The following is a 26,651-nucleotide window of genomic DNA, read 5'->3' as shown; positions in this document are numbered from 1 at the left end:
ATGTCAGCCCTTTTTGGTGATCGGTCGCTTGGGTGCTGCGTCGCGGGTCTCATCTTGAGTTACTTGGCGATACCAGAGCTCGTGGTGCTTCCTGGCCCAGGCGCGGCTGACCCAGCCGTGCACCATGGCACTGACCGAGCCCTTGATCCAGATGCCGGCATAGATGTGCACGATGATGCTCAGGATCAGCACGAAAGCGGCCAGCGCATGCAGCAAACTCGCCCAGCGGATAAGCGTGATGCCGAAGTAATCTGTGAAATACGCGCGCCAGATCACCAGGCCGCTGAACAGCAACACCAGCATGCACAGCAGTAAAGTCCAGAACAGCAACTTCTGCCCGGGGTTGTACTTGCCAATGGGCGGAACGCCCTCCTCTTCATTCTTGATCACCCGGTCGATGCGCTTGAGCCACAGGCGATCGTTGGCGATGAAGGAGTTGGCGCGCCAGAAACGCAGCACCAGACCGAGGAACAACAAAAACATCAATACGCCCATGAACGGATGCAGAATGCGCGTCCACGGCCCGCCGCCGAACAGGTTGCTCAGCCAGAACAGCGCCGGGTGGAACAGCGCCAGCCCGGACAACCCGGCCATGAAGAACAGGATTGCCACCAGCCAGTGATTGGTGCGCTGGTTGCTCGTATAGCGCAGGATGGTCTTGTTGCTCATGGCTTACCCTCCCCACGGGGATCGAAGGTATGCACCGCCGGGTCGACTTCGTGCACCGAGGTATCCGGCGGGCTCGGGTGTTCATCCTCTTCGACCACTTGGGGGCCGACCCGCACGTAGTGGAAGAACCCGGCCAGCACCGCCGCGCCCATGGCCAGCAGCGCCAGAGGTTTGCTCACGCCTTTCCACAGGTTGACCAACGGGCTGATGATCGGATCGGCCGGCAAACCGGCGTACAGTTTCGGCGTGTCGGCGTGGTGCAGTACATACATCACATGGGTACCGCCGACGCCTGCGGGGTCATACAGGCCGGCGTTATCGAAACCGCGACTCTTGAGATCGACGATACGCTCGGCGGCGTGTTCCTTCATGTCCTCCTTGGAGCCGAACACGATGGCACCGGTCGGGCAGGTTTTCACGCAGGCCGGTTCCAGCCCTACCGCCACCCGATCCGAACACAACGTACATTTGTAGGCCTTGTGATCCTTCTGCGAGATCCGTGGAATGTTGAACGGACAACCGGTGATGCAGTAGCCGCAGCCAATGCAGTGGTCCTGATCGAAATCGACGATGCCGTTGGCGTGCTTGATGATCGCCCCCGGACTGGGGCATGCCGCCAGGCAACCGGGCTCGGCGCAGTGCATGCAGCCGTCCTTGCGGATCAGCCATTCCAGGTTGCCGGCGTCGGTCTCGTGCTCGGTGAAGCGCATCAAGGTCCAGGTTTCTGCGGTGAGGTCCTGCGGGTTGCCGTAGGTGCCATGGTTGTGACCGACCTCGTCACGCAACTCGTTCCATTCCGAGCAGGCGACCTGGCAGGCCTTGCAGCCGATGCATTTGGTGGTGTCGATCAGCTTGGCGACTTCCTCCGCGCCGCGTATCGACGGCGCGGGGGTGGTGGTGGCCGAGCGGGCAATGATGTCTTGGCTGGCCATTTAGACTTTCTCCACGTTGACCAGGAATGACTTGGATTCCGGGGTCTGGGTGTTGCCATCGCCGAGGAACGGCACCAGGGTGTTGGTCAGGTAGCCGTGACGGGTGGCACCGGTGAAGCCCCAGTGCAAGGGGATCCCGATCTGGTGAACGACCTGATTGTTGACCTGCAGCGGACGAATCCGCTTGGTCACCACCGCCACCGCTTCGATATGCCCGCGCTTGGAGCTGACCCTGACTCGGTCACCGGCAGCAATGCCCTTCTCCTTAGCCAGCACCTCGCCGATTTCGACGAATTGTTCAGGTTGGGTAATGGCGTTGATCGGGCAATGCTTGGTCCAGAAGTGGAAGTGTTCGGTCAGCCGGTAGCTGGTCGCCGCATACGGGAAGTCCTTGGCCTGCCCGAGGGTGTCCCAGACTGAATCGAAGATCCGCCCGGCCGGGTTGCTGGTCGCCTGCTTGTTGTTGGGGTGCATCGGGTTGATGCCGATGGGCGTCTCGAACGGCTCATAGTGTTCAGGGAACGGCCCTTCGTTCATCTTGTCGAGAGCGAAGAAACGCGCCACGCCTTCGGGATTCATGATGAACGGGTTGATGCCCGCTTCCGGTGCGGCGTCGACTTTGTAGTCGGGCACGTCGGTGCCGGTCCAGACCTTGCCGTTCCACCACACCAGCCGTTTGTTCGCGTCCCATGGTTTGCCTTTCGGGTCGCACGAGGCGCGGTTATAGAGGATCCGTCGATTGGCCGGCCAGGCCCAGGCCCAGCCGAGGTTCTGCTTCATCCCGTAAGGGTCGCTGTTATCACGCCGGGCCATGTTGTTGCCCTGCTCGGTCCAGCTGCCGCAGAAAATCCAGCAACCGGATGCCGTGCTGCCATCGTCCTTGAGCTGGCCGAAGCCGGACAGCTGCTGACCGGCCTTGACCACCGCGCCCGAGGCGTCGGTGACATCGGCGACGGCGTAGCCGTTGAATTCCCGGGCCAGCTCTTCCGGCGTCGGGTCATCCGGTATTTTGTAGGGCCAGTCGAGCTTGAGGACCGGCTCGGCCCAGGCACCGCCGTTGGCCTGGTAACGCTTGCGCAGGCGCAGGAACAGCTCGGCCATGATTTTCACGTCGGTGCGCGCCTGCCCCGGGCCATCGGCGCCCTTCCAGTGCCATTGCAGCCAACGGCCGCTGTTGACCAGCGAACCGTTTTCTTCGGCGAAGCAGGTGGTGGGCAGGCGGATGACCTCGGTCTGGATGTTGGCCGTTTCCACCTCGTTGTAAGGCCCGACGTTACGCCAGAACTCCGAGGTTTCGGTCGCCAGTGGGTCCATCACCACCAGCCACTTGAGTTTGGCCAGCGCCTTCATCACCCGGTTTTTGTCCGGCAAGGCGGCGATCGGGTTGAAGCCCTGGCACAGGTAGCCATTGACCTCGCCTTTGCCCATCATGTCGAACATTTTCAGGATGTCGTAGCCGGGAATGTCCAGCTTGGGCAGCCAGTCGTAACCCCAGTTGTTCTCGACAGTGGCATTGGCGCCGTACCAGGCCTTCATCAGGCTGACGTGGAACTTGCCGTAGTTCTGCCAGTAGGACATCTGCCCCGGACGCAGCGGCTTGAGTGCACGTTTGGCAATGTAGGCGTTGTAATCCTGTTCGGCATCGGCCGGCAAGGTCAGGTAACCAGGCAACAGGTTGGACAGCAAGCCCAGGTCCGTCAGGCCCTGGATGTTGGAGTGCCCGCGCAGGGCGTTGACGCCCCCGCCCGGCATGCCGACGTTGCCCAGCAGCAATTGCACCATGGCCGCGCTACGGATCATCTGCGAGCCGGTTGAGTGCTGGGTCCAGCCCAATGCGTAGAGAATCGTCATGGTTTTGCCCGGTTGCGAGCAGGTGGCGATCTCTTCCCAGATTTTTTGCATTGCGTCCACGGGCATGCCGCAGACCTGACTGGCCAGCTCCAGGGTGTAGCGGCTGTAATGTTGCTTCATCAATTGGTAGACGCAGCGAGGGTCTTGCAAAGTCGGGTCGACTTTGGCGAAGCCGTCCTCGCCGATTTCATAGCCCCAACCGGACTTGTCGGTGTAGCTGCGCTTGCTCGCGTCGTAACCGCTGAACAACCCGTCCTCGAAACCGTAGCTGGCCTTGACGATGAACGACACGTCCGTATAGGCCCGCACGTACTCGTGCTGGATCTTGTCTTCGGTCAGCAGGTAATTGATCAGCCCGCCCATGAAGGCAATGTCGGTCCCGGTGCGGATCGGCGCGTAATAGTCGGCCACCGAGGCCGTACGGGTGAAACGCGGGTCGACCACAATCAGCCGCGCCTTGTTGTGGGCTTTGGCTTCGGTGACCCATTTGAAACCACAAGGGTGCGCTTCGGCGGCATTGCCACCCATCACCAGAACCAGATTCGCGTTGGCGATATCGGTCCAGTGGTTGGTCATGGCACCACGGCCATACGTCGGGGCAAGACTTGCCACCGTCGGACCGTGTCAGACACGCGCCTGGTTATCGAACCCCAGCATGCCGAGACTGCGAACCACCTTGTGGGTGATGTAACCCGCTTCGTTGGACGATGCCGACGCCGCGAGAAAACCGGTGCTCAACCAGCGGTTCACCGTTTGCCCCTTGGCGTTCTTCTCGATGAAGTTGGCGTCGCGGTCGGCCTTCATCAGGTCGGCGATGCGATCGAGCGCTTCATCCCAGGAGATTCGCGTCCACTCCGTGGTGCCGGGCTTGCGCACCTGCGGGTACTGGAGACGACTGGGGCTGTGAATGAAGTCCAGCAGGCCTGCGCCTTTGGGGCAAAGGGTGCCGCGGTTGACCGGGTGGTCGGCGTCACCTTCGATGTGGATGATGTTTTGCGCGACATTCTTCGCGTCATCGCCCTGGCTGTACATGATCAACCCGCAGCCGACCGAGCAGTACGGACAGGTGTTGCGGGTTTCATGGGTGTGGGCGAGCTTGAAGTGACGCACCTGTTCGGCAAAGGCTGTCGTCGGGGCCATGCCCAACGCACCCAGGCTAGAGCCTGCAAGGCCGATACCGGCGACCTTGAAGAACTGACGACGGCTGAGATCCATCGTGCACTCCTGATCAGGTGGAACCCGGTATATGGCCGGGTTTTTTTGAACAACCACGGTAGTGGCAGTCTGACTGCCGACACTACAAACTGTAGTCAATGCTGTCGAAATCACCATGACAGCCGACCGTCGGACAAATTCAGCTTGCCGCGAAGATCCTTGTAGGAGCGAGCCTGCTCGCGATGGTGTGTCAGTCGACATCACCGTATCTGACACTCCTTCGCGAGCAGGCTCGCTCCTACAGTAGGTTGGCGCTTATCATTGGCGCATGTTCAACCCCGCCTCTACGAGATCCCGCATGACTTTCGATTTTGATCAGGTGTTCGACCGTCACGACACCGGCAGTACAAAATGGAGCCGCTACCCGGCCGATGTGTTGCCGATGTGGGTCGCCGACATGGATTTCGCCGCGCCGCCGGTGATCATCCAGGCCCTGCAAAAACGCCTGGAACACCCGATGGTCGGTTACAGCGTGGCCCGGGACGACCTGCGCGAGGCGATCGTCGCCGACCTCTGGAACAAGTACGCCTGGCGCGTCGAACCCCAGGAGCTGATCTTCCTGCCGGGCGTCGAATCCGGCTTCAACATGGCATTGAAGGCATTGGTGCAGGCGTCACAGAACGTCGTTGTGCAGGTGCCGAACTACCCGCCGCTGCGCCACGCCCCCGGGCATTGGGGCCTGAACAAGGTCGAGCTGAACTTCGATGCGCAAGCCGATGGCACCTACACCACGCCGCTGGACACCCTGAGCCAGTCGCTGCAGGGCGGCGGCGCCTTGCTGCTGAGCAACCCGCATAACCCGCTGGGCAAGGCCTTCCCCCGCGCAGAGCTGCAAGCCATTGCCGACATTTGCCTGGAGCAAGACGCCTGGATCATTTCCGACGAGATCCACGCCGAGTTGTGCTACGACGGGCGCCAGCACATTCCGATGGCCACATTGAACGCGCAAGTGGCCCAGCGCACCATCACGCTGATGTCGGCGAGCAAGGCCTACAACATCGCAGGTCTCAAGACCTCGTTCATGATCATCCAGGACCGCCACCTGCGCGAAAAGGTCAACCACGCCCGTTGCGGTATGGTCGACAGCGTCAATCCGCTGGGCATGGAAGCCACCCGCGTTGCCTACAGCGAAGCCGCGCCATGGCTGGCCGAGCTGAAGGTCTACCTGCAAGGCAACCGCGACTTTCTCGCCGAGGCCGTGCGCACCCGCCTGCCGGGCATCACCATGAACCTGCCGCAAAGCACTTATCTGGCATGGCTCGACTGCACGGCGCTGGGACTGGACAACCCGCAACAGTTCTTCCTCGAACAGGCCAAGGTTGGCTTGAGCGCCGGGCTGGACTTCGGCGATGACTGCAAGCAGTTCGTGCGCCTGAACTTCGGCTGCCCACGATCACTGCTGGAAGAAGGCATTGCGCGGATGGAACGCAGTTTGCGCAACCTCAAGGCCTGATACTCCCTCAGCAACAACGAAGATCCCTGTGGGAGCGAGCTTGCTCGCGATGGCGTAGTGTCAGGCGACATCATTGCTGACTGACAGGACGCCATCGCGAGCAAGCTCGCTCCCACAGGGTGACAACCCGATGCCGTGATGCGCCGAATAATTGCCCGCTATCGCCCACCAACGCGGCAGCAACTGCCTGACCTTGCTCTCGCCAAAACGGTCGTCGATCAACATCACCACCCCTTGATCCTGCTGGGTGCGGATGACCCGTCCAGCGGCCTGCACCACTTTCTGCACACCGGGATAAAGGTAGGTGTAGTCGTAACCGGCGCCAAAAATGGCGGCCATGCGCCGCTTCAGTTGCTCGTTCACCGGATTGAGCTGCGCCAGCCCCAAGGTGGCGATAAATGCGCCGATCAGCCGGGCACCAGGCAAGTCGATGCCTTCACCAAAGGCCCCGCCCAGCACCGCAAAGCCGACACCCTGGCCGTCGGCGTGGAACTGATCGAGAAACTGCTGACGTTGTGCTTCGCCCATGCCTCGCGACTGCGACCACAGACTGATGTGCGGATGCTTCTGCGCGAGTAACTGCGCCACCTGCTGCAAATAATCGAAGCTGCTGAAAAACGCCAGGTAATTGCCGGGGCGTGCGCAGAACTGTCTGGCGATCAAGTCCACGATCGGTTCGAGGGAGGACTGGCGATGCACGAACCGCGTGGAAATCTGCTCGACGATGTGCACTTGCAGTTGATCGGCATGAAACGGCGACTCGACGTCGATGCACACCGTGTCCGCCGGTGTCCCCAGTAAATCGGCGTAATAGTGCCGGGGGCTGAGGGTCGCGGAAAACAGCACCGTGCTGCGCGCGGCCGTCAGGCGCGGGCGGATGAACCCGGCGGGGACCACATTGCGCAGGCACAGCTGCGAGAGGTTGCGCTGGCGCTCCAGGTCGCGCTTGCTGATGTCGAACAGGAACTGCTCATCGAACAGCTCGGCCACCCGGCAAAAATGCAGCATGTCGAAGTAAAAACCCTGCAGTGCACTGTCCAGCCCTTGAGGGTGATCGTTCAGGTAATCACCGATGCTGGCGCTGCACGACGACAGTGCCTGAAGGAGCTTGTCCGGCGCCTTGTCATAGGCCTGATAAGCACCGGTTTGCGCGCCATGCAGGGCATTCCACTCGCGGTTGACCCGCTGCATCGGCTTTTTCAGCACTTCGGGCGCGGTTTTGCGCACGCCGTTGAAGGTCCCTTGATCGAGGCTGGCGCTGTACATCTGCCGGCCGCGTTCCACCAGGTTATGGGCTTCGTCGACCAGCACCGCGACTTTCCAGTTGTTGGCCTGGGCCAGACCGAACAACAAGGCGCTGAAATCGAAGTAATAGTTGTAGTCGGCAACCACCACGTCGGCCCAGCGCGCCATTTCCTGGCTCAGGTAATACGGACAGACATCGTGCGCCAGGGCGACCTCGCGCAAGGCGCTCTGGTCCAGCAGGCTCAGTCGACTGGCCGCCTGCCGCGCAGCGGGCAGGCGATCGTAGAAACCCCGGGCCAATGGGCACGACTCACCATGGCACGCTTTGTCCGGGTGTTCGCAGGCCTTGTCCCGGGCGATCATCTCCAGCACCCGCAACGGCGGAGCACCGGCGCTGGCAAGCATCACTTGCGCGGCGTCCAGGGCCAGTTGGCGTCCTGGGGTTTTCGCCGTGAGGAAGAACACTTTGTCCAGCTGCTGCGGCGCCAGCGCCTTGAGCATGGGGAACAAGGTGCCCAGGGTTTTGCCGATTCCGGTGGGTGCCTGGGCCATCAGGCAGCGCCCCGTGCTGACCGCCTTGAACACCGACTCGGCCAGATGGCGTTGCCCCGGCCGAAAGTCGGCGTGGGGAAACGCCAGACGCTGCGCCGCGAGATTGCGCCCGTCACGATGGGCGACTTCCTGTTCGGCCCATTGCAGGAACCGCGCGCACTGCTGTTCGAAGAACGGTTGCAGCTGCGCCGCCTCGAAGGGCTCGACCAGGCAGGTTTCCTTTTCGCTGACGATGTCGAAATACACCAGTGCCAGGTTGATCCGGGGCAGGTCCAGTTTGCGGCACATCAACCAGCCGTAGATTTTCGCCTGGGCCCAATGCAACTGACGGTGGTTGGCCGGTTGCTTGCTCAAGTCGCCGCGGTAGGTCTTGACCTCTTCCAGGCAGTTTTGCCCAGGGTCGTAGCCGTCCGCCCTGCCCTTGACCGTCAAGGTTCGATACTGGCCCTCAAGGACGACTTCGCTTTGGTAACCCTCGCTGCGCCGCGATGCCACGGTGCGGTGCCCGACGATGCCCTCCAGCGCGGTGGGCGACGGCGTGAAGCGCAGATCGAGGTCGCCGGCCTTGGCGGTGAACTCACACAGCGCCCGCACCGCAATGCTGTAGCTCAAGCGCCCTGCTCCGCCCATTGCACGTAGCACACGGCAATCGGCATCTGGTGTTCGTGGCAGAACTCCAGCCAACGCAACTGGTTGTCCTGCAGGCGATCGCCGGGGCCTTTGACTTCGATCATGCGGTAGGTCTTTTGCTGCGGCCAGAACTGGATCAGGTCCGGCATGCCGGCGCGATTGGCCTTGATGTCCAGCAACAAACGGTTGAACCAGTGCTTGAGGTGCTCGGCCGGGAGGCAATCCAGAGCTTGCTCCAGCAGTTCTTCGCTGAGCACGCTCCAGAACACGAAAGGTGACTGCACGCCCCACTTGGCGACATAACGTTCGCGGATGGTCTGCCGGTAGCGCCCGTCGTCGAGTTCGGCCAGGCACGCCTCAAACTGTTCGGCCCGACGGCCATGGAAGTCTTCGCTGAGCAAATCCACCGGCCCGCGCTGGAACGGGTGAAAAAACGCGCCCGGCAAAGGCGCAAAAATCGCCGGCCAGCACAACAAGCCGAACAGCGAGTTGATCAGGCTGTTTTCGACGTAGTGCACCGGCGCCGAATCCTCAGCCAGATGCGCCTGAACGTAAAACTCGACCGACACGGCGGGATCGATTCTGGGTAGTTGCAGGTCCAGACGTTGCATTTCCCGAGGCGCTACCCGCTTGATGGGCGGCCCGCCGAGCTTGCGCCGCAGGCGCGGCAGCACACGGAGCAGCTGTTGTTGTTCGGCGGCGCTCTGCGGTGCCTGTTCGGCCTGTACGGCCAGCTCCAGCGCCAACTCAAACTCGCCACTGCGTTCCAGCACGCGAATCAGCCGTGAACGCGCGCCCGGATAGGCACATTCGCGGTAGAGGTCCAGGGCCATGGCGAAATCCGCGATGCGTTCGCAATACTGGCCCATCTGGAACAGCAGCTTGCCGCGCCGGCGTTGCAACCATGGGTTGTCCAGCACCAGCCCCTTGATGCGCTCGACCGCCGCTTCCAGCGCTTCACCGGCCTCCAATTGTTGCTGGTACGCGTGCAGGAGGACACAGGCATCCACGTCTTCGCGGCTGCGCAAGCCACGGGACTCGGCACAGAACTCGACTTTTTCATAGGTATAAATGCCCAGGTCGGCCAACACAAACTCCGACCAGTCCTGGTACAGGTTGCCGAAGAACATCAGGCGCAGGCGATCGCACAACTCCATGATGGTCAGGCTGAACAGACGCTCATCCAGCCACGGGCACCAATCGTTGAAGCTCTGCGTCTGGGGAAATTGCGCGCTCAGCGTCGGCAACCAGTCGTTTTTCCTGCCTTTGGGTTGATCGATGGCAGCGGCAAAGGTCTGGAGGATTTCGGCCTTGAGCAGTACCTCGAACAGTTCGTCGATGGCGATGGGCATTTGCCTGTCGACCCAACCCAGTTCGAGCAGCGGGCCGGCGGCTGTGCCGATATCGCCGATTTCGTCGTAATGCAGCTTGCTCGCCCTGAAATGAACGCCTTTGCGCATCACCATTCTGACCAGCAGTGCCTGCGATTCACGGGGTAATCCCTTGAACGCTTGAATGAAATGCAGCTCTTCGACGCTCAACACATCGCCAGAGCGCCGCTCAAGCCAATCAAGCACTTGCATGAAGTTGTTCAGGTAATAGAACGGATCGTCGAGGGGATTTGCAGTCACAGGGAAATGGGCCATGGCGAGCGAGTACTGGTTATGCGTACAGATACCAGCTCCACCCTGCCCGGTGCAATCGGAAAAGGATAAATGGCGCTGTAGGAATTTTTCCCGAGCAGTAGAACTTTCTGCCCCCCGGCGGCACCAACCGCGATAGAGGTGCAGTGACAACCATCGAACCGATGGCGCTGCTTCAGAACCTATGGAGGTGATCATGGATATCAAGACTTTGGGCTTGCCCCTGGCGGCAGCGGCCCTGCTGACGCTGGCCGGTTGCTCGACGCCAACGGTGGTGACGCTGCAGAACGGCACTCAGTACCTGACCAAAGACATGCCGAAAACCAAAACCCGGGACGGCTTCTTCGAGTTTGAGGACATTTCAGGCAAGACGGTGAAAGTCAGGTCCGATGAAGTGGCGACGATTCGCAAAGAAGAAGACTGACGTTTCTCCTGGCACGATGTGGCAGGTTTCGAGCACTGCTTTACACTCGATAGACCCCGTGCGACCGAATGACTGTGCAACACTTCGACACAGGCGTTGCAATACGGGCATCACGCAAAGACTCAGGTGACGCCGAAATGAAAATGGTCATGCCACTTCTTGTCTCTGTGCTCGCCGTCAGCGCGTGCGTGACGGCGAGCCTGTGTGACGCCGCCACAAAGGCAAAGCCAAAACCAAAGCCCTTGCCAACGTACAAAACCAGTTTCGATTGCGCCACGCCCCAGGCATCCGCCGAAAAGCTTATCTGTCACGACGCTCAACTGGCGAGCATGGACCTGGAGCTCAATCGTCTATATCTGCTGGCGCTCACCGATGAACATTCAGTGCCGCGCCCGAATAAAGTCGAGATCGATCACAGGTTTTGGTTAGAGTCCCGTAACCAGTGTGGTGCCGGGCCGCAAGCCCGGGCGTGCATCGTGCGAAGTTATGCCGAGCGTGCGTTCCAACTGCGTCAGGGTTCGGCCATAGCGAGAACCAAGGACCCAAGCAGGCTCACGGAAGGCCCCTTGGCTTATCGTTGCGCAGGGTTTAACGCATTGGTTGCCGCGACCTTCTTTACGGTCGAACCGGGCGTTGTGCTCCTGAAATGGGCGAACACCTCCATCACCCTGGACCAGGTACCGAACGATTACGGAACCCAGTACACGGGCAAGGATTACAAAGGCAACTACAGCTTCTGGCAAATCGGCGATGACGTGTTTTTGCAGATACCCGGCTCAGGAAAGATGAATTGCGCAGCCGAGCCGGTCGGCTGAGGACGATGGCATCGGGACGTCCTGTCCCGATGGCCGTTCACCGCGTCAACTGCCGGTGCGAATCTTGTTCCACACTCGCGTACGCACCCGATCGATATTCAGCGGCATGGCCTCCAGCGCAAACAGCTTGCCCATCATTTCAGGACTTGGGTAAACCTTGGTGTCGTTCTTGATCGCCGGGTCGATCAGGCTGTCGGCCGTCTCGTTGCCATTGGCGTAATGCACATAGTTGCTGACGCTGGCCATGACGTCCGGGCGCAGCAGGTAGTCCATGAAGGCGTAACCGGCCTTTTCGTCTGGAGCGTCGGCCGGCATGGCAACCATGTCGAACCAGATCGCGGCGCCTTCCCTGGGAATCGAATAGCCGATGTCGATGCCGTTGCTGGCTTCCCTGGCGCGGTTTTCCGCTTGCAGGATGTCGCCAGAGAAACCGACCGCGACGCAGATATCGCCGTTGGCCAGGTCACTGGTGTACTTGGACGAGTGGAAATAACTCACATACGGCCGCACTTTCAACAGCAGGGCTTCGGCCTTTTTGTAGTCTTGCGGGTTCTTGCTGTGAGGCGGCAACCCGAGGTAGTTCAACGCGGCCGGCAGCAGTTCGGGGCCGTTGTCGAGGATGGCCACGCCGCACTTCTGCAGTTTTTGCATGTTCTCGGGCTTGAAGATCAGGTCCCAGGAATCCACCGGGGCGTTGTCGCCCAGTACCGCCTTGACCTTGGCAATGTTGTAGCCGATGCCGGTGCTGCCCCACAGGTACGGGAAGCCGTGCTCGTTGCCCGGATCGTTGGCCTGCAATGCCTTGAGCAATACCGGGTTGAGGTTTTTCCAGTTCGGCAACTGACGCTTGTCGAGTTTCTTCAGCGCGCCGCCTTCAATCTGCCGGGCCATGAAGTGGTTGGACGGAAACACCACGTCGTAGCCGGAATTGCCGGTCATCAGCTTGCCATCGAGGGTTTCGTTACTGTCGTAGACGTCGTAGGTGAAGCCGATGCCGGTTTCTTTCTGGAAGTTTTTCGTGGTGTCCGGCGCGATGTAATCCGACCAGTTGTAAATCTTGACGGTTTCGGCTGCCTGGCTGATCGATGCAATCAGCATCAGCGGAGCGAGGGTCAGTGTCTTTCGGAGCATGAGTCGATTCCTGTAGGGGTTATTGTTGTTGGCAGGCAATCAAAGGATCAGCTTTCAAATTTCAAAAGCACTCAAAAAATCAGTACATAGGTCTTGCGCACGGTTTCCTGGATGTCCCAGATTCCGAGGCTGTTGGCCGGCAACATCAGCGCATCGCCGGCTTCGATGTGCAGCGGTTCACCGCCGTCCGGGGTGAAGGTGCAGCGGCCCTGAATGAAGTGACAGAATTCCTGGGCAACGATCTGCCGCCGCCAGCGCCCTGGGGTGCATTCCCAGACGCCGGTCTCGACGCCGTCGTCGCGTTCGACGCTGGTGGTCGAGGCCACGGCCACGGGCGTACCCAGGGGCACGGCGACCGGGTTGGACTCTTCCAGTTTCAGGGTTGCAGTGTTCTTGAATTGCGTGATGCTCATGGGAATACCTGTCGAAGTAGCCTTTTGATGAAAAGCGTGCCGTTTTTCAGTGCATGAAACCTTCCATGAAACCGGCGACCCCGCTGGCCAGCTTGCGCCGCCAGCGCGCTGTGGCCGGGTTGGCCAGGGTCTGGTCCTCATGGACAAAGCTGCGGATGATTGCGTTGTAGCCGAGCCAGCGGATGGGCTCCGGCTCCCAGGCCCTGAGTGCGTCGAGGCCGCGTTGCGGGATGACCCACGGCTGGCGCACCAGATCGGTGTCGCGGCCCAGGATCAGGTCGGCCAGCGTGCGTCCTCCCAGGTTGCTGGCGCCGATACCCTCCCCGCCATAGCCGCCAGACAAGGCAATGCCGTTGGCCTGGTCGCAGAGCATGTGCGGCTTGAAGTGCCGGGACATGCCGAGATTGCCGCCCCAGGAATGAGTGATCTGCACGTTCTTCAGCTGCGGGAACAGCTCGCCGAACAGGTAGCGCCGCAGCTCCTTTTCATCCGTGGTCAGGTCGAAGTCGTGCCTCAGCTTGCCGGCGAACTGGTAGCCCCCTCGAGCGCCAAAGATCAATCGGTTGTCAGCGGTGCGCTGGCCGTAGGTGACCTGGCGACTGGCCTCACTGAACGCCTGGCCGTGGCTCAGGCCGATTTCGTCCCAGGTGGCCGCCGACAATGGCTCGGTCGCGACGATCAGGCTCTGCACCGGCATCTGATAACGCCCCAGTGGCGGCAAGGTCACGGAGTAGCCCTCTACCGCCGGCACCACCCAGCGACTGCGCACCGACGCTTTCGCCGTGCGCAGGCTGCCTGACTGCCAATGGGTGACCGGGCTGTTTTCATAGATTTTGACCCCCAGGCGCTCCACCGCCCGGGCCAGCCCTCGGACCAGCCTGGCCGGGTGAATGGTCGCCACGTGCGGCGCGAAGATTGCGCCGTAGGGTTTGGCGACGCGGATCTGTTGCGCCAGTTGTTCCGGGCTCAGCCAGCGATAGTGGTTGTCGTTGAGGCCCTGGCGGTGGAGATCGTCCAGATAGTGGCGCAGGCTGGCCTCCTGCTCCGGATAGCGCGCAGCGCAGTACAGCGCTCCGCCTTTACGGTAATCGCAGTCGATCCCCTCACGTTCGAGGACAATCTCCACTTCGTCCGGAATGCTGTGCAACAAATCGTAGGAGGCACGTCGCTCTTCGGCCGGCAGGTCGGCCAGCAGGCGATCTTCACCCAGCAAGTTGCCCATCAGCCAGCCGCCATTGCGCCCCGACGCGCCGAAACCGGCGGTCTGGGCTTCGACAATCGCGATGCTCAGGTCCGGTTTGTGCTGCTTGAGGTAGTACGCGGTCCAGAGACCGGTGTAGCCCGCGCCGATGATCGCCACGTCCACATCCAGGTCCCGCTCCAGCGCCGGACGCGCCAATAGAGGCTCATCGAGCTGGTCCATCCACAAACTGATAGTGCGCCACGCCGGCATGCAAGACTCCGCCACTCAAACTTTGATGGCGTCGATCCTAGTGCGTGGGCTCAGGGGCTGTCTTGCGCGCGTGCACGCAAAGAAATCTGTTTGACGTAGGCTTTGGGTGACTGGCCGGTGTGTTGGCGGAAACAGCTGTAGAACGCCGACAGCGAATTGAATCCGGCAGCGAAGGCCAGCTCATCGATACGCAGCGGTGGCGTGGCGGCATCCAGTGCCGCGAGCAAGTGTTGCAGGCGCGCCTGGTTGACGTAGCGATAGAAGCTCTGCCCCAGCACCTGGTTCAACAAGTAGGAAATCTGATTGCGGCTGTACCCGCACTCCTCCGCCACCCGTTGCAGATCGAGCTCCGGGTCCAGATAAGGTTGCTGATGCTGAAAATATTGCTGCAGATCATCGGCCATGAAGCTCAATTGGCGTGGCGACAGGCCGAGCCTGCTGACCGCCGGGCGCTGGTTGCTGGACGTTTTGCTTGCGGGCTGCTCATGCACTAGTGAGGCGTATTCGTTGACCCGCCAGATCAGCCCGTCCTTGACGGTAATCGCTTCGCTGGCGCGGAACGACACCAGCCCTTCACCGCCACGCAAAGTGATGCGGTATTGAATGAACGCCGTGTTGCCGTCCAGTCGTATGCGGTCGGAATGCTCCAGCGCTTCATCCGGATCCCGGGGCATGCTGTTGCGCACGTATTCGCGCAATTGGTCCAGGCCCATGACCCGGTTCTGGAAAAAGTCGTTGTACTGGACTTCAGGGTGATAGAGCGCCATGACGCCGTCCAGATCCCGGTGCTTCCAGCGCAAGTGATAGCGCATGACCGTCTCGCCCGTGGCCTGGGTTTGCAGCGGACCATCATCATCGGCGTGCATTGAACATCTCGACGGGAAAACCCCGAGCTTGCCCAACTTGCGCCTTGTCTTCAACGACTAAACGAATGATGGCTTTTAGCCGCAAATGCGCACGAGCCTGACTGAATCAAAATAATGGCGGCAATCGCCAAATGGCCTGAAAAAGCCACACTCTTTTCACATCCGGATGCTACTTTTAAACATTGTCACTGGTTGAACCAATGAAGGTTCTTCCCTCCTACCATGAGCTAAAGGAAGCGCTCGATAATGAAGGCGGGTAACACATGAATAGAGGGTTCAGTAAGGTCACGTTTCCAAACGCCTGCCAGCTGATGCGCTGGCATTTTCATCCCATGGGTTTCGAGGCGAGCATGGACGCCCCGGGCAGCATGATTGCCCGTCTTTTTGATCGTGCCACTGGCGAGACCATGATCGCCATTGCCGGTATTCCTTGCGCCACCGTCATGAATGCCGCGGATGTAGAGCTAATAATCGAAGCGGTGGAGGATGAACTTGAAGCCTTCGTTCCACCGGAGACTCTCATGAGTTATGCCTGAAGGCCGAACGCTCACAAAAGCCCACGTCAGGTGGGCTTTTTTGTGGGTAAAGAAAAGATCAAAAGATCGCAGCCTTCGGCAGCTCACATAAGGTTGCGTTCATTCGCAGGAGTTGCCGAAGGCTGCGATCTTCGCAATTCAGGCCGACGCTTTGCCCTGTCGATGGTCGACAAAAAACGCCTTGCCCTTGCCGATCCGGTCGGAGGCCTTGGGCATGTTCGCGGCCTGGGTGTCTTGCACATCGACGTACCAGTAGCAATGGCTGATGGCGCGGGTAATGCCGACGTAGGCCAGCCGCAGGATCTCGTCCTTCTGGGCATTGTCGTAGGGTTCGCTGTCACCGGTCTTGCCCAGGCCCGCCATCCGGTACACCTGATTCTTGTAAGGTGAGCTGGTCAGGTGCTGGCAGTCGCCGAGCAGAAACACCGCATCGGCCTGGAGGCCCTTGGCACTGTGATAGGTCAGTTGCTTGAGCCTGCGAGCCTCATGCGGCAAGCTCGAATCAACATTAACTACAGATTGAATATGCTCTTCTATCAATGACTTATCGCTGCCTTTTCGATAAAGCATCAAGATTGAGTCGCCCTTTCGGTAGTGCTCCATCAGGCGCTGTGCCATGCCCTGGTCATCACGATCGAGCACATTCACGGGCAGCAATGCCTTGGGTTCGCCGCTGGCCTTGGCTTTCTTCCCGGCAATCGCCGGTGCTGCACGCACGATGTGCTCGGCGGCGTCGATGATGTGCTGGTGGCTGCGGTAGTTGTCGCTGAGCATGACCCTGGTGGTGCTCGGCGACGGGAACGCCTTGTTGAACTCCATGAAGTAGGTCGGCGAACTGCCGCGCCAACCGTAGATGGACTGCCAGTCATCGCCCACACAGAGCAGCGAGGAGCGCTGGGCTCCGCGTCCGACGTGCATGGCCGGCCCGCGACTGCGGATCTCTGCCAGGCTGGCCCTGATCCAGGAGACGATTTGCGGCGAGACATCCTGAAATTCGTCGATCATCAGGTGCGACAGCGGTCGCAGCAGTTCATCGCTGAGCAGTTTGAGATTCTCCGGTGAATGCTCGCTGAACAGGGCAAACATCCGGTTGTAGGTCATGATCGGCGGTTTCTGATCGAGCAAGTGATCTTCCAGTGCCCGCCAGTAAAGGCTCAAGGCCTCGAAGAAGAACCGGTCGGGATCGTCCTTGGCGAAACTCATCTGCCCCACGGCGCTCGGCACGTCCAGCCCGAGGTTTTCGATGAACCCGGCGGCGGCGACAAAACAATCCAGCAGCGGCGCGGAGGCGAGCTCGCCCTTGACCTTGTAATCGAAGCCCGGCCCGGCGCTGGCATCACCCGCCAGCGAGGCTAAAACACGTTTTGATGACTCGTAACTATCCAGCCATATCAATGGCTTACGACAGAAAGCTTGAAACAGGGTGCGCTTGACTGCCCACTCTGCGCGTACCGACAGCTTGGCGTTTGGTCGCGTGACCTGCGGGTTTTCCCGAGGGTCGAACCCCAGCACCACCCAGGCATCCAGGGACGGGATGTAGCCGTGACTATGGAATGTCGAACCGTTGATATCGAACGCCTGGCGATTCGGTTCGATCCCCTTGATCGGCCAGGCTCCGGCGCGAAACCACAGGTCTTCAATGACGTCGCACAGTTCTTCATCGCGTTTGGCCGCCAGTTCGGTAACGCCCATGCGTTTCTGCACATCCGGGTGGTCCCGTTCCAGCTCCTTGAGTTGCAAGGCATGCCGGGACAATGGCTTGATCAACTCGCGAAAGCGCTCATCGTCACGGTGCAGGCGGTGATAGCAGGCGTTGAGCTGTTGGCGTTGAGCGTCGTTGATCCGCAGATCGAACGGGTTGCTGTCGACCTCCTCGTCACCCTGTGCAGCCCGCAGGCTGAGGTTCTCGAAAGCCTGCAAACGCTCGAAACCCGGAAGACTGCGCACCATCGGCAGGATCCGCGAGTGAAAAGTGCGCACCAGATCCCGCGCCGCCTTGAAACTGATTGCGTGGCCCCAAAGTGCAAACAGTTCGATCAGCTTATTGATGAAATCCTTGCGCGACTCACGGGTGAAGGTCACCACCGTCATCGAACTCAGCTCGAAGCCCAGGTAATGGCTCAGCAGCAGGATACGCAGCACCAGCGTGGTCGATTTGCCGGCACCGGCGCCCGCGATCACCGAGGTGGACGGCGTGTCACTGAAGATCATTTTCCACTGGGCGGCGCTGGGTTGGGCATGAGCCGGCAACAACCGGGCGACATCCGCCTTCATGCGCTTCTTCAATTCGGCGTTCAACGGCAGGCGCCAATCGTCGAACAACAGGTCATCGACATTCGGTGGCCGGTGTTCAGTGGCACGCGAGTCGCGGATCAGCAGGACCTGCCGGCCCTCCTCCAGCCCGTCGAGCTTGCCTTCCTTGTAACCGTAATCGACCCCGGCGCTGTGGCCACTGCGAAAACCGTCAGCCTGGCCGTGCAACCACGATGCTCGGTGCTGGGCATGCAGGCGGGTCAGGCTGTAACCGAAGAATCGGGCGAGCAATCGCTTGATCAACGGCATCTCGGCCAAGGGGCGAAGTTCAGGAGGAAGATCGGGGGTGTGTTGCGGCACGCGGACTGACTCCAGGGTGTGAGGCTGTTGAGCGCTATGGTGTCTGCATTTGCTCTCGAGTTCTAGTCAATTGCTTATGACTCATTGGCTTATGCGATGAAGTGAAGGCTGGATGAGAAACTTTCGAGTTTGTTTTATATCAATGTATTCGATGGGAATGCTGCATTTTTTACGCTTTTTATCGATTATTGCCTGTTGGATGATGGCCGTCATCACCCACCGGTCTCGCTTCGTGGCTCAGGCGCCTTGCCCCATGACGAACCTTTTCTGGAGACGATCATGCTTGAACTCAGACCTTTCAACTCGCTCGGCGGCGCTCACCACGGCTGGCTGGATGCTCACCATCATTTTTCGTTCGCCGAGTACTACGATCCCAAGCGCATGAACTGGGGCAACCTGCGGGTCTGGAATGACGACGTGATCGCCCCCGGTACCGGTTTCCCGCAACACCCGCACCGGGACATGGAAATCATCACCTATGTCCGCGAAGGCGCCATCACCCATCAGGACAACCTTGGCAACAAGGGCCGCACCGAAGCGGGCGACGTCCAGGTCATGAGTGCAGGCACCGGGATCGCCCACAGCGAGTACAACCTGGAAGCGACGCCGACCAGGATATTCCAGATCTGGATCATCCCGAACGGGTCCGGCCTGGCCCCTTCCTGGGGCGCCAAGCCGTTCCCGAAAGGCAACCGCGAAGGTTTTGTCACCCTGGCCAGCGGCAAGGAAGGCGACGACCAGAGCTTGCGTATCCGCGCCGATGCCCGGCTGGTAGCCGCCAATCTGAAGGCCGGCGAGTCAGCCGAATACCATTTGGACAACGGTCGTCGTGCCTACCTGGTGCCAGCCACCGGGGTCATTGAAGTCAATGGCTTGCGTGCACAAGCTCGAGATGGTGTAGCGGTTGCCGATGAGCAAGTGCTGTGGGTGACGGCCATCGAGGACAGCGAGATCGTACTGGTGGATCTGGCTTGATTCGCTGAGCGAAATTGCAAAAAAAGGGGCGACCGTGTTGGTCGCCCCTTTTTTTGGGTGCATGTTCAAATGTCTTCGCTGGCAAGCCAGCTCCTACATGGGGAATGCGGTTCAATGTAGGAGCGAGCCTGCTCGCGAAAAACCCGAGAACACCGCGGGGGTGTCAGGCTGCCAGCGTTGTCGTTGACGACCATCGCGAGCAGGCTCGCTCCTACAAGGAAATGGCACCATCGACCAGCGTTTGCGCCTCGGCCACCAGTTGCTTGAGGTGGTCGTCGCTGACAAAGCTTTCGGCGTAGATCTTGTAGATGTCTTCCGTGCCCGACGGGCGCGCCGCGAACCAGCCGTTTTCGGTCATGACTTTAAGACCGCCAATGGCCTGGTCATTACCCGGTGCGTGGCTGAGGATGTTCTGGATCGGTTCGCCAGCCAGTTGGGTCGAGGTGACCTGTTGCGGCGACAGCTTGCTCAACAGCGCTTTCTGCTCCGGGTTGGCCTTGGCGTCGACCCGCACCGAGAACGGCTCACCCAGCTCATCGGTCAAGGCACGATACGCCTGGCTCGGGTCGCGACCGGTCCGGGCAGTCATCTCGGCGGCCAGCAGGGCCGGAATCAAACCGTCCTTGTCGGTGCACCAGACGCTGCCGTCCTTGCGCAGGAACGAGGCACCGGCGCTTTCTTCACCGCCGAAACCGAGGGAGCCATCGAACAGGCCGTCGGCAAACCATTTGAAGCCAACCGGCACTTCGTACAGGCGACGGCCCAGGCGCCTGGCCACGCGGTCGATCAAGCCGCTGCTGACCACGGTTTTACCCACGGCCGCATCGGCACGCCATTGCGGACGATTCTGGAACAGGTAGTCGATGGCAACGGCAAGGTAGTTGTTCGGCGCCAGCAAACCACCGGACGGCGTGACGATGCCATGGCGGTCGTGGTCCGGATCGCAGGCAAACGCCACGTCGAAACGCTCTTTCAGGCCAATCAGGCCTTGCATGGCGTGGCCGGACGATGGGTCCATGCGGATCTGGCCGTCCCAGTCGACGGTCATGAAACGGAAGGTCGGATCGACCTCTTTGTTCACCACATCCAGGTCCAGACGATAATGCTCGGCAATCGCCGACCAGTAGCGCACCCCCGCTCCACCCAGCGGATCGACACCCAGGCGCAGCTTGGCGTCACGGATGGCATCGAAGTCGATCACGTTGATCAGGTCGGCGACGTAGGTGTTCACGAAGTCGTGACGATGGGTGGTGCTGGCTTTCAGTGCCTGCTCGTAGCTGATGCGCTTGACGCCAGCGAGCTTGTTGGCCAGCAGTTCGTTGGCTTTGGCTTCGATCCACTTGGTGATGTGGGTATCGGCCGGACCACCGTTGGTTGGGTTGTACTTGTAGCCACCGCTTTGCGGCGGGTTGTGGGACGGCGTGATGACAATGCCGTCCGCCAGGCCGCTGGTGCGACCACGGTTGTAGCAGAGGATCGCATGGGAAATGGCCGGGGTCGGCGTGTACTCGTCGCCAGCGGCGATCATCACCGTCACGCCATTGGCGGCCAGTACTTCGAGGGCGCTGGCGCCGGCCGGCGTGGACAGTGCGTGGGTGTCGATACCGACAAACAGCGGGCCATCGATGCCTTGAGCTTCGCGATACAGGCAGATCGCCTGGCTGATCGCCAGCACGTGCCATTCGTTGAAACTCAAGTCGAACGAGCTGCCGCGGTGCCCGGACGTGCCGAAGGCAACGCGCTGGGTCGAAATCGCGGCATCCGGCTGGCCGGTGTAATAGGCCGTTACCAGTCGCGGGATATCGACCAACAATTGTGCCGGTGCCGGTTTACCCGCAAAAGGACTGAGTGTCATGCAAAACCTCTGGAATAGAGTGGTTCAGGAATGGGGTCGCAGTTTACTGGCAGTTCGACCGCAACGCGATGGGATCGATCCAATAGAATGAAGGGTGTTATTTTTTGTCTCATCACTCACTCGATCGATTCCAGACGCAGCGCGTCCCCCAACAAACCCAGTGCGGCAGCCAGGTTGTGATCGCCGCCGAAGGTATGACTCAAACGCAAATGCTGCCCGTGCAGACCGTGGAGGCTGAACAGTTCCCCCGGCGCGATGACCACCTGATGCGCCAGCAGGCGCTGGAATACACGACGTACGTTGACCCGACGCAACGAGCGCGCCCAGATCGTTGCACCGCCTTGCGGCTCGACGAAATGCAAGGCATCGCCCAATCGCTCCTGCAACAACAGGGTCATCTGACTCTTGCGTTCCTTGAGTAGCCGTCGCAGCACCAGCAGGTGTTGATCGATGCGACCGCTGCTGTACAAGCGGGCGATGGCTTTCTGGCGAATCGGCGAGAGACGGAAGGAACGCAGCAGAAAGTGCCGTTGCAGCTCAGCGCTCAAATGCCTTGAAAGCAGGTAACCGTAGGGCGCTTCCGGACCGATGATTTTCTCGAACGTGGAAAACACCATCAGCCGCTCAGGGTCCAGCAAGTCGCGAAAGCGCACACCCGCAAGGTCGAATCCGAGTTCGCCATAACAGTCGTTTTCCAGCACCCAACTGTCATGCGCGGCCAACAGCCGGGCAATGGCTTGCCTGTTTTCGTCAGACGCCAGGCTGCCACGGGGCATGTTCAGGGCCGACGACAGCATCACCAGCAATACCGGTTCGTTATCGAGCAGCGTTTTGAGCCGTTGCGGATCCAGGCAGCCATCGGCTTGTACGGGCAACTCGATCACCCGCACGCAGGCGGCTTGAAACAGACGCAGGATCGTCCAGTCGCACGGCGATTCGACCACCACGGTGGCATCTTTCAAGCCCAGCACGGCGATCAGGATTTCCAGTACACCGCGCAGGTCGGCGCCGATGTAGACATCATCGGCATGCCAGTAACGCATCGGAGACGTGGTGTAGCGTGCAGCCAGGGCGGTGCGCAATTCGAGCTCGCCACAGGGTTGCGATGACGACTGCGGCTGGCGGGGATACTGGCGCAGCAACTCTCGCTCCAGCAGCAACAGAGGACTGTCGAGCGGCTGCAACAAGGCCGGCTCATCGGCGCTCAAGACCAGCATCCCCGGACGCCTGGCATTGACATAGACGGCTTCCAGCAGGTCGCTGCCGCTGTCCAGCAGGTTGATTGAGGACACCGGCAACGCGTAGTAACCGGACTTGGCCACCGAATAGACGCGCCCCTCTTTCTCCAGGAGCGAATAGGCGTACTGAATGGTCGAGATGGACACATTGAGACGCTCCGCCAGTTGCCGCAACGACGGCAGGCGGATGGGCGAATCCCCTTCAGACTCGTTGATCAGGCAGGCCAGGTATCGATACACCGCCTGATAGGCGAAATCCGTTTCTCGTGGACCTTTCATGGGCGAAGGCCGGCCGCACAGGCTGAAAATCCGCCCACGTTCAGTGACCCGCCGACCATTCATCCACCAACGTGATGTCAGCGCCAGGATCGCCCGGCGCACTTTGCAACGCAGCCGTCCGGATCGGTGCTCGCGGCACCCCGCCAGCGCTCCCTTGCGCCCACTCCATGCGATAAAGCCGGCCAATCAGGCTGACGGGCAATCCGCTGACATCCATCATCCATTGCATGATCTGTTCGGCGACCGGGTGCCCCTGCATGGCCCGGTGCAACTCGGGCACGGCCACCAGCATGCCCGGATGACACTGACGCAGAAAACGCTCGAGCCCCGCACCTCTTTCGATAAAAGGCGCAAAAAGCAGGCACACCAGTTGTGCTTCGCTCAGGCCCAGGTTCTTTTGCGCCTCGGCCGCTGCCCGGGCGCGTAGCTCGCTCAGTGTCGCCGGGTTGCCGAAGACCTTGATGGCCTGCTCGCACAAACGCTCAGGCAAACGCTTGCGGCGCATCATCACCAAGGTACGTTGCAGGTATTGCGCAACGCCGGATTCGTAATCGCGACCCTGCACGAAGCTCGCCTGCAACCCCCGCACGTGCGCCGAGATCGATGGGCTGACGAATTCGTTGTCACCGATCTGCGCGAACAGTTCGTCAGTCTGGAATCGGAGAAACTCCGTCAGCAATGGCCTGCGCTCTTCCAGATTACTCACCAGCAGATCGTTAATATCGATGCAAGCCGTACGACGACAGGTCTCAAAGCGCTCTTGTGGACGCCATCGGGCCTGGCCGTAATCGACGTAGAACGCGCGATAGCAGTCGCTGCCCAGTTCATCGAGCAGCGCAAACAACCCCGAAAAACCGGCCTCGCCCCCGTATGAAGGTGTGAGCCCTGCCTTGATGGCGGCACGTTTCAAACCGTCGATGAACTGCTTTTGCTGACGCAACGTATCAGCGATGAGCAAGGCGTCCACACCACCGTCCCAGCGGGCGATTTGTCCGTAGAACTCTCCCGTGGCCAGATAACCGTCGTCCCACAGGTCGAACCCGCCGCGCCACGCCCGGCGATGGCCGATCATCAACAGGTTCAAGCGGCTGGACTCACGACCGGCGTCGGAGAATGGCGTCAGGTGGTTGAACGGCAAGACTTCGCGATCATCGACCATCAACACCTCGACCCGGGGATCGTCATAGACGAACAACGCGCTGTTGGTCCGGTGCATGTTCTCCTCGGAGGCGCAGCTGGCCCCGTTCAACCGCAACGAGGCGATGCGCAACTGGAATGTCGCCGGTGCCCGCGTGGCGATGATCAACTGCGCAGCACGCAACAATGCCAGGGAGTAGCAGTTGTCACGAGTGCCGGACTGGATCGCCAACACCTTGAAATCGCCAATGCGCGCCATGCCCCCCGCCGCTACCGCCAGGCGCTGAATCAACAATTGCAATGCGGTGCGTTCGGCACGGGAGAAAAACCCCAGCAATCGCTGCAGCACTTGTTGATAGACATAGTTCATCGCTTGGTCGTGGATGCTGGTCATCTTTATTTACCTGATACTCGTAAGTTCAATATCGCGCAGACAGAAAATCCCGTTGGACTGTCTGCACGTATGACGTCATGGACTTTATTGCCAAATGCTAGCACTTGAATTTTCTGGCGATCATTTGAAACGTTCGTAGCGCCTCCTCGGCTTAACGACGTAAGCTAAGCTGTAGCGCCCGGCTGGCAAGGGCTTGCTCGATTTAAACGGCAGTCCTAGGAAACTTCCGACAATGTCCCACAGACACTTAACACAAGAAATAAGGAAGGAAGTTGTCGCTATCTTGTTGGCAACTACGCAACGACACACTAGTTTGGAGATGCGCACCGACGGCGCACATTGAATAGTTTCAGCCTGACACCCAACCATGACTCATTCCTTGAGATGAAAGTAATCATTCAATTATCAGGGCTTAGTGGCTGATTAGAAGCTACAGATTACGGGCAAAAACCAGTTCAGTTGCTGGACTGGCCTGCGGATCGACGGCTTTTTTTGGTTCTTCACGCAATCCCGGGGAACACCGATACCTGTAGGAGCTGCGGTGCGGCGATCCGACTTGCCAGCGATGGCGACCTTACGGCCGAGCATTTTTTCCTGGTGTACATATCCATTTCTGCGGTAACGGCCGCTAGCGGTTTCGCTTTTACAGCGAGTCACTTGGAAGAGCCCCAAGTAACCAAGGGCTTTTGCCCCTGACGTTCGGTGCCTCGCTTTGGCTCGGCATGCCCTCGCTCCGGTCCTGCTCCGTGGGCCCGCCGCGATCGGCCATCCATGGCCGTGCGCGGCTAACCCGGCATCCATGCCGGGTTGCCCACTACGCAGAACCGGAACGAAGCCTCACGAGGGGGCGTGCACCGCAACAGCACCGCGAGGCGAGCTAACGCTCGACCTCGTTGTTTGGTGGTGCACGCGTTCCCCTGTAGGAGCTGCCGAAGGCTGCGATCTTTTGATCTTGATCTTCAGCAATCTCCAGATCGCAAAAGCAAGATCAAAAGATCGTCCGAACGCGGCCCGAACCTTCGGCAGCCCCTACAGATATTTCGTTATATGTGTTCCCCCGAGATTCCGTGAAGAACCTTTTTTGGGGAGGGGGACTGAAACGAAAGAGTCCGTGTGGCACGGACTCTTGGGTGGGCTATTGCGGCAATTGTTATGCCGGCTCGACCTGCAGCGCGACCCTTTCGCGACACGGGCATTCGTCCATGTAGCGGTGCGCTTCGACAAACTCGGCAAACGGGAAGACCCGAGTCTTGAGCGGCAGCAGAACGCGGTCGGCGGTCATCTGATTGATGTCGCGCAAGGCACGCTGCAGTGCGACCTGGTCCTGGGTGATCCCCAGTTCCGGCTTGCCAGTGAAGTTGCCGATGCAGTGTACGAAGAACTGAATGTTTTTCTGGAACGCTGCGCAGGCCGGGAAAGGCGTCTGGTTGCCGCCTTGCAGGCCGTACAGCACCAGGCTGCCGCGAGGTGCCAACACATCGCCAAGCAACGACATCTGCGGGCCGCCCAAACCATCGAATACCACATCCACGCCGCGGTTATCGGTGATCTTGTTGATTCGTACCAGCAGATCTTCTTCCTCGGTGACGATGACTTTTTCGGCACCCAGTGACAGCAGATACTCACGTTCTTCTGCTGACTTGGTCGCCGCGATCACTCGAACACCCAAGGCCTTGCCCAGTTGTACGAACGAAGGTCCGGCGCAATGACTGGCGTCGGTCACCAGGGCAAACTGCCCGGGTTTGACCCGCGCCAGATCCGTATAAGCGAAATAGGCAATCAACAACGGCGTGTAGTGCACGCTGGCTTCAATCGGACTGAGCACATCCGGGTAGCGGGTCAGTGCCGAGCGCGGCAGAACGATCAGCTCGCCGTAGACCGGGTAATCGTTCGGGCTTTCGGCCGGGAAACTGGCAACCTTGTCACCGACGGCCAGGTCTTCTACGCCGTCACCGACAGCAGTGACGATACCGGCCATTTCATGACCAAGGCCTGAAGGCAGACGAGCGTGGGACGAGGCCAGGTTCTGGCGCCAAAGAATGTCATACCAACTGATGCCGATCGCCTCGACGCGCACCTGCACTTCGCCCGGTGCAGGCAGAGCCGCCGCATGCTCTTCGCATTTGAGCACCTCGGCTGGACCAAACTTGTGAAAACGGATCGTGCGGGACATCGCAAACCTCGCCAATTGAACCTCTAATGCCTTGAACTCTAGCTGGGCTTTCAACCCAACACTATCTGTGGCTATTAATAGTCGACATGCCTGTCATTGATTCCGCGGCGGCGGCAATATCGTGAAATATCGTAAGAAACTGGAGCCGCCTTTGTAGGA

General features: G+C 60.1%; 19 protein-coding genes. 5 read left to right on the top strand and 14 right to left on the bottom strand.

What is annotated here, in order from left to right; all coding sequences use genetic code 11:
• Nucleotides 1-3: 3 nt before the first annotated feature.
• From ACM6IK_RS03010 to fdnG, 3 genes are read right to left on the bottom strand one after another with little or no spacing between them, the layout of a single operon-like run.
• Entirely contained in the window at nucleotides 4-669 is a 666-nt protein-coding gene (locus ACM6IK_RS03010) for a formate dehydrogenase subunit gamma (protein ID WP_414873090.1), read from the bottom strand.
• The gene (fdxH, locus tag ACM6IK_RS03005; RefSeq protein ID WP_414873089.1) at nucleotides 666-1,601 is read right to left on the bottom strand and encodes a formate dehydrogenase subunit beta; all 936 of its coding nucleotides are present in this window, start codon (nucleotides 1,599-1,601) and stop codon (nucleotides 666-668) included. Before fdxH ends, ACM6IK_RS03010 begins: the two co-directional genes overlap by 4 nt.
• On the bottom strand, nucleotides 1,602-4,667 hold the full coding sequence (fdnG, locus tag ACM6IK_RS03000) for a formate dehydrogenase-N subunit alpha (RefSeq protein ID WP_414873088.1): 3,066 nt from the start codon (nucleotides 4,665-4,667) through the stop codon (nucleotides 1,602-1,604).
• A 298-nt stretch (nucleotides 4,668-4,965) separates the two neighbouring features.
• Between fdnG and ACM6IK_RS02995 the strand changes: the two genes are divergently transcribed.
• Nucleotides 4,966-6,120 carry a MalY/PatB family protein gene (locus ACM6IK_RS02995; protein ID WP_414873087.1) on the top strand — a complete coding sequence of 385 codons (1,155 nt, stop codon included), beginning with the start codon at nucleotides 4,966-4,968 and terminating at the stop codon, nucleotides 6,118-6,120.
• A gap of 60 nt (nucleotides 6,121-6,180) precedes the next feature.
• On the opposite strand, the gene ACM6IK_RS02990 is transcribed toward ACM6IK_RS02995, so the two are convergent.
• Nucleotides 6,181-8,529: an ATP-dependent DNA helicase gene (locus ACM6IK_RS02990; protein ID WP_414873086.1), complete on the bottom strand. Its 2,349-nt coding sequence runs from the start codon at nucleotides 8,527-8,529 to the stop codon at nucleotides 6,181-6,183.
• A complete protein-coding gene (locus ACM6IK_RS02985) occupies nucleotides 8,526-10,193 on the bottom strand; it encodes a VRR-NUC domain-containing protein (protein ID WP_414873085.1) in 1,668 nt (555 codons plus the stop codon). Before ACM6IK_RS02985 ends, ACM6IK_RS02990 begins: the two co-directional genes overlap by 4 nt.
• A 193-nt stretch (nucleotides 10,194-10,386) precedes the next feature.
• Here ACM6IK_RS02985 and ACM6IK_RS02980 point away from each other — a divergent pair, with 193 nt between their 5' ends.
• Together ACM6IK_RS02980 and ACM6IK_RS02975 are read left to right on the top strand one after the other, a co-directional pair.
• Nucleotides 10,387-10,614, top strand: coding sequence for a YgdI/YgdR family lipoprotein (locus ACM6IK_RS02980; RefSeq protein ID WP_414873084.1), 228 nt, complete (start codon nucleotides 10,387-10,389; stop codon nucleotides 10,612-10,614).
• A 137-nt stretch (nucleotides 10,615-10,751) separates the two neighbouring features.
• A complete protein-coding gene (locus ACM6IK_RS02975) occupies nucleotides 10,752-11,429 on the top strand; it encodes an MliC family protein (protein WP_414873083.1) in 678 nt (225 codons plus the stop codon).
• Between the two features lie 45 nt (nucleotides 11,430-11,474).
• Here ACM6IK_RS02975 and ACM6IK_RS02970 read toward each other — a convergent pair whose 3' ends face one another.
• From ACM6IK_RS02970 to ACM6IK_RS02955, 4 genes are all read right to left on the bottom strand, one after another.
• The gene (locus ACM6IK_RS02970) at nucleotides 11,475-12,560 is read right to left on the bottom strand and encodes a polyamine ABC transporter substrate-binding protein (RefSeq protein ID WP_414873082.1); all 1,086 of its coding nucleotides are present in this window, start codon (nucleotides 12,558-12,560) and stop codon (nucleotides 11,475-11,477) included.
• A 71-nt stretch (nucleotides 12,561-12,631) separates the two neighbouring features.
• Entirely contained in the window at nucleotides 12,632-12,973 is a 342-nt protein-coding gene (locus ACM6IK_RS02965) for a cupin domain-containing protein (RefSeq protein ID WP_007983773.1), read from the bottom strand.
• Nucleotides 12,974-13,019: 46 nt separating this feature from the next.
• Entirely contained in the window at nucleotides 13,020-14,426 is a 1,407-nt protein-coding gene (locus ACM6IK_RS02960; RefSeq protein ID WP_414873081.1) for an NAD(P)/FAD-dependent oxidoreductase, read from the bottom strand.
• A gap of 50 nt (nucleotides 14,427-14,476) precedes the next feature.
• A complete protein-coding gene (locus tag ACM6IK_RS02955; protein WP_414873080.1) occupies nucleotides 14,477-15,292 on the bottom strand; it encodes a helix-turn-helix domain-containing protein in 816 nt (271 codons plus the stop codon).
• 263 nt (nucleotides 15,293-15,555) lie between these two features.
• Between ACM6IK_RS02955 and ACM6IK_RS02950 the strand changes: the two genes are divergently transcribed.
• Nucleotides 15,556-15,828: a DUF1652 domain-containing protein gene (locus ACM6IK_RS02950; RefSeq protein ID WP_414873079.1), complete on the top strand. Its 273-nt coding sequence runs from the start codon at nucleotides 15,556-15,558 to the stop codon at nucleotides 15,826-15,828.
• A gap of 138 nt (nucleotides 15,829-15,966) precedes the next feature.
• On the opposite strand, the gene ACM6IK_RS02945 is transcribed toward ACM6IK_RS02950, so the two are convergent.
• A complete protein-coding gene (locus ACM6IK_RS02945; RefSeq protein WP_414873078.1) occupies nucleotides 15,967-18,441 on the bottom strand; it encodes a UvrD-helicase domain-containing protein in 2,475 nt (824 codons plus the stop codon).
• A gap of 279 nt (nucleotides 18,442-18,720) precedes the next feature.
• Here ACM6IK_RS02945 and ACM6IK_RS02940 point away from each other — a divergent pair, with 279 nt between their 5' ends.
• Nucleotides 18,721-19,416: a pirin family protein gene (locus ACM6IK_RS02940; protein ID WP_414873077.1), complete on the top strand. Its 696-nt coding sequence runs from the start codon at nucleotides 18,721-18,723 to the stop codon at nucleotides 19,414-19,416.
• Between the two features lie 211 nt (nucleotides 19,417-19,627).
• Here the strand turns inward: ACM6IK_RS02940 and pgm are convergent, their stop codons facing one another.
• The 4 genes from pgm to ACM6IK_RS02920 all read right to left on the bottom strand — a co-directional run bounded on the left by pgm (nucleotide 19,628) and on the right by ACM6IK_RS02920 (nucleotide 26,492).
• Nucleotides 19,628-21,271: a phosphoglucomutase (alpha-D-glucose-1,6-bisphosphate-dependent) gene (pgm, locus tag ACM6IK_RS02935; protein ID WP_414873076.1), complete on the bottom strand. Its 1,644-nt coding sequence runs from the start codon at nucleotides 21,269-21,271 to the stop codon at nucleotides 19,628-19,630.
• Between the two features lie 116 nt (nucleotides 21,272-21,387).
• The gene (locus ACM6IK_RS02930) at nucleotides 21,388-22,788 is read right to left on the bottom strand and encodes a PLP-dependent aminotransferase family protein (protein WP_414873075.1); all 1,401 of its coding nucleotides are present in this window, start codon (nucleotides 22,786-22,788) and stop codon (nucleotides 21,388-21,390) included.
• Nucleotides 22,789-22,828: 40 nt separating this feature from the next.
• Nucleotides 22,829-24,319, bottom strand: a complete 1,491-nt coding sequence (locus ACM6IK_RS02925) for a hypothetical protein (protein WP_414873074.1) — start codon at nucleotides 24,317-24,319, stop codon at nucleotides 22,829-22,831.
• A gap of 1,150 nt (nucleotides 24,320-25,469) precedes the next feature.
• Nucleotides 25,470-26,492, bottom strand: coding sequence for a zinc-dependent alcohol dehydrogenase family protein (locus tag ACM6IK_RS02920; protein WP_414873073.1), 1,023 nt, complete (start codon nucleotides 26,490-26,492; stop codon nucleotides 25,470-25,472).
• Nucleotides 26,493-26,651 lie beyond the last annotated feature (159 nt).

The organism is Pseudomonas sp. IT-196MI5 (assembly GCF_949767415.1).
Classification (GTDB): Bacteria; Pseudomonadota; Gammaproteobacteria; order Pseudomonadales; family Pseudomonadaceae; genus Aquipseudomonas.
The sequence above is the reverse complement of the archived record's forward strand: the minus strand, read 5'-3'. Positions and strand labels throughout refer to the sequence as shown.

Bases quoted from the DNA above. Each gene is read 5' to 3' on its own strand.
- ACM6IK_RS02975 (WP_414873083.1), top strand. From the start codon at position 10,752: ATGAAAATGGTCATGCCACTTCTTGTCTCTGTGCTCGCCGTCAGCGCG.
- ACM6IK_RS02925 (WP_414873074.1), bottom strand. From the start codon at position 24,319: ATGACCAGCATCCACGACCAAGCGATGAACTATGTCTATCAACAAGTG.
- ACM6IK_RS02940 (WP_414873077.1), top strand. From the start codon at position 18,721: ATGCTTGAACTCAGACCTTTCAACTCGCTCGGCGGCGCTCACCACGGC.
- ACM6IK_RS02955 (WP_414873080.1), bottom strand. From the start codon at position 15,292: ATGCACGCCGATGATGATGGTCCGCTGCAAACCCAGGCCACGGGCGAG.
- ACM6IK_RS02985 (WP_414873085.1), bottom strand. From the start codon at position 10,193: ATGGCCCATTTCCCTGTGACTGCAAATCCCCTCGACGATCCGTTCTAT.
- ACM6IK_RS02930 (WP_414873075.1), bottom strand. From the start codon at position 22,788: ATGAAAGGTCCACGAGAAACGGATTTCGCCTATCAGGCGGTGTATCGA.
- ACM6IK_RS02970 (WP_414873082.1), bottom strand. From the start codon at position 12,560: ATGCTCCGAAAGACACTGACCCTCGCTCCGCTGATGCTGATTGCATCG.
- ACM6IK_RS02980 (WP_414873084.1), top strand. From the start codon at position 10,387: ATGGATATCAAGACTTTGGGCTTGCCCCTGGCGGCAGCGGCCCTGCTG.
- ACM6IK_RS03010 (WP_414873090.1), bottom strand. From the start codon at position 669: ATGAGCAACAAGACCATCCTGCGCTATACGAGCAACCAGCGCACCAAT.
- fdxH (WP_414873089.1), bottom strand. From the start codon at position 1,601: ATGGCCAGCCAAGACATCATTGCCCGCTCGGCCACCACCACCCCCGCG.
- ACM6IK_RS02950 (WP_414873079.1), top strand. From the start codon at position 15,556: ATGAATAGAGGGTTCAGTAAGGTCACGTTTCCAAACGCCTGCCAGCTG.
- pgm (WP_414873076.1), bottom strand. From the start codon at position 21,271: ATGACACTCAGTCCTTTTGCGGGTAAACCGGCACCGGCACAATTGTTG.
- ACM6IK_RS02960 (WP_414873081.1), bottom strand. From the start codon at position 14,426: ATGCCGGCGTGGCGCACTATCAGTTTGTGGATGGACCAGCTCGATGAG.
- ACM6IK_RS02920 (WP_414873073.1), bottom strand. From the start codon at position 26,492: ATGTCCCGCACGATCCGTTTTCACAAGTTTGGTCCAGCCGAGGTGCTC.
- ACM6IK_RS02965 (WP_007983773.1), bottom strand. From the start codon at position 12,973: ATGAGCATCACGCAATTCAAGAACACTGCAACCCTGAAACTGGAAGAG.
- ACM6IK_RS02995 (WP_414873087.1), top strand. From the start codon at position 4,966: ATGACTTTCGATTTTGATCAGGTGTTCGACCGTCACGACACCGGCAGT.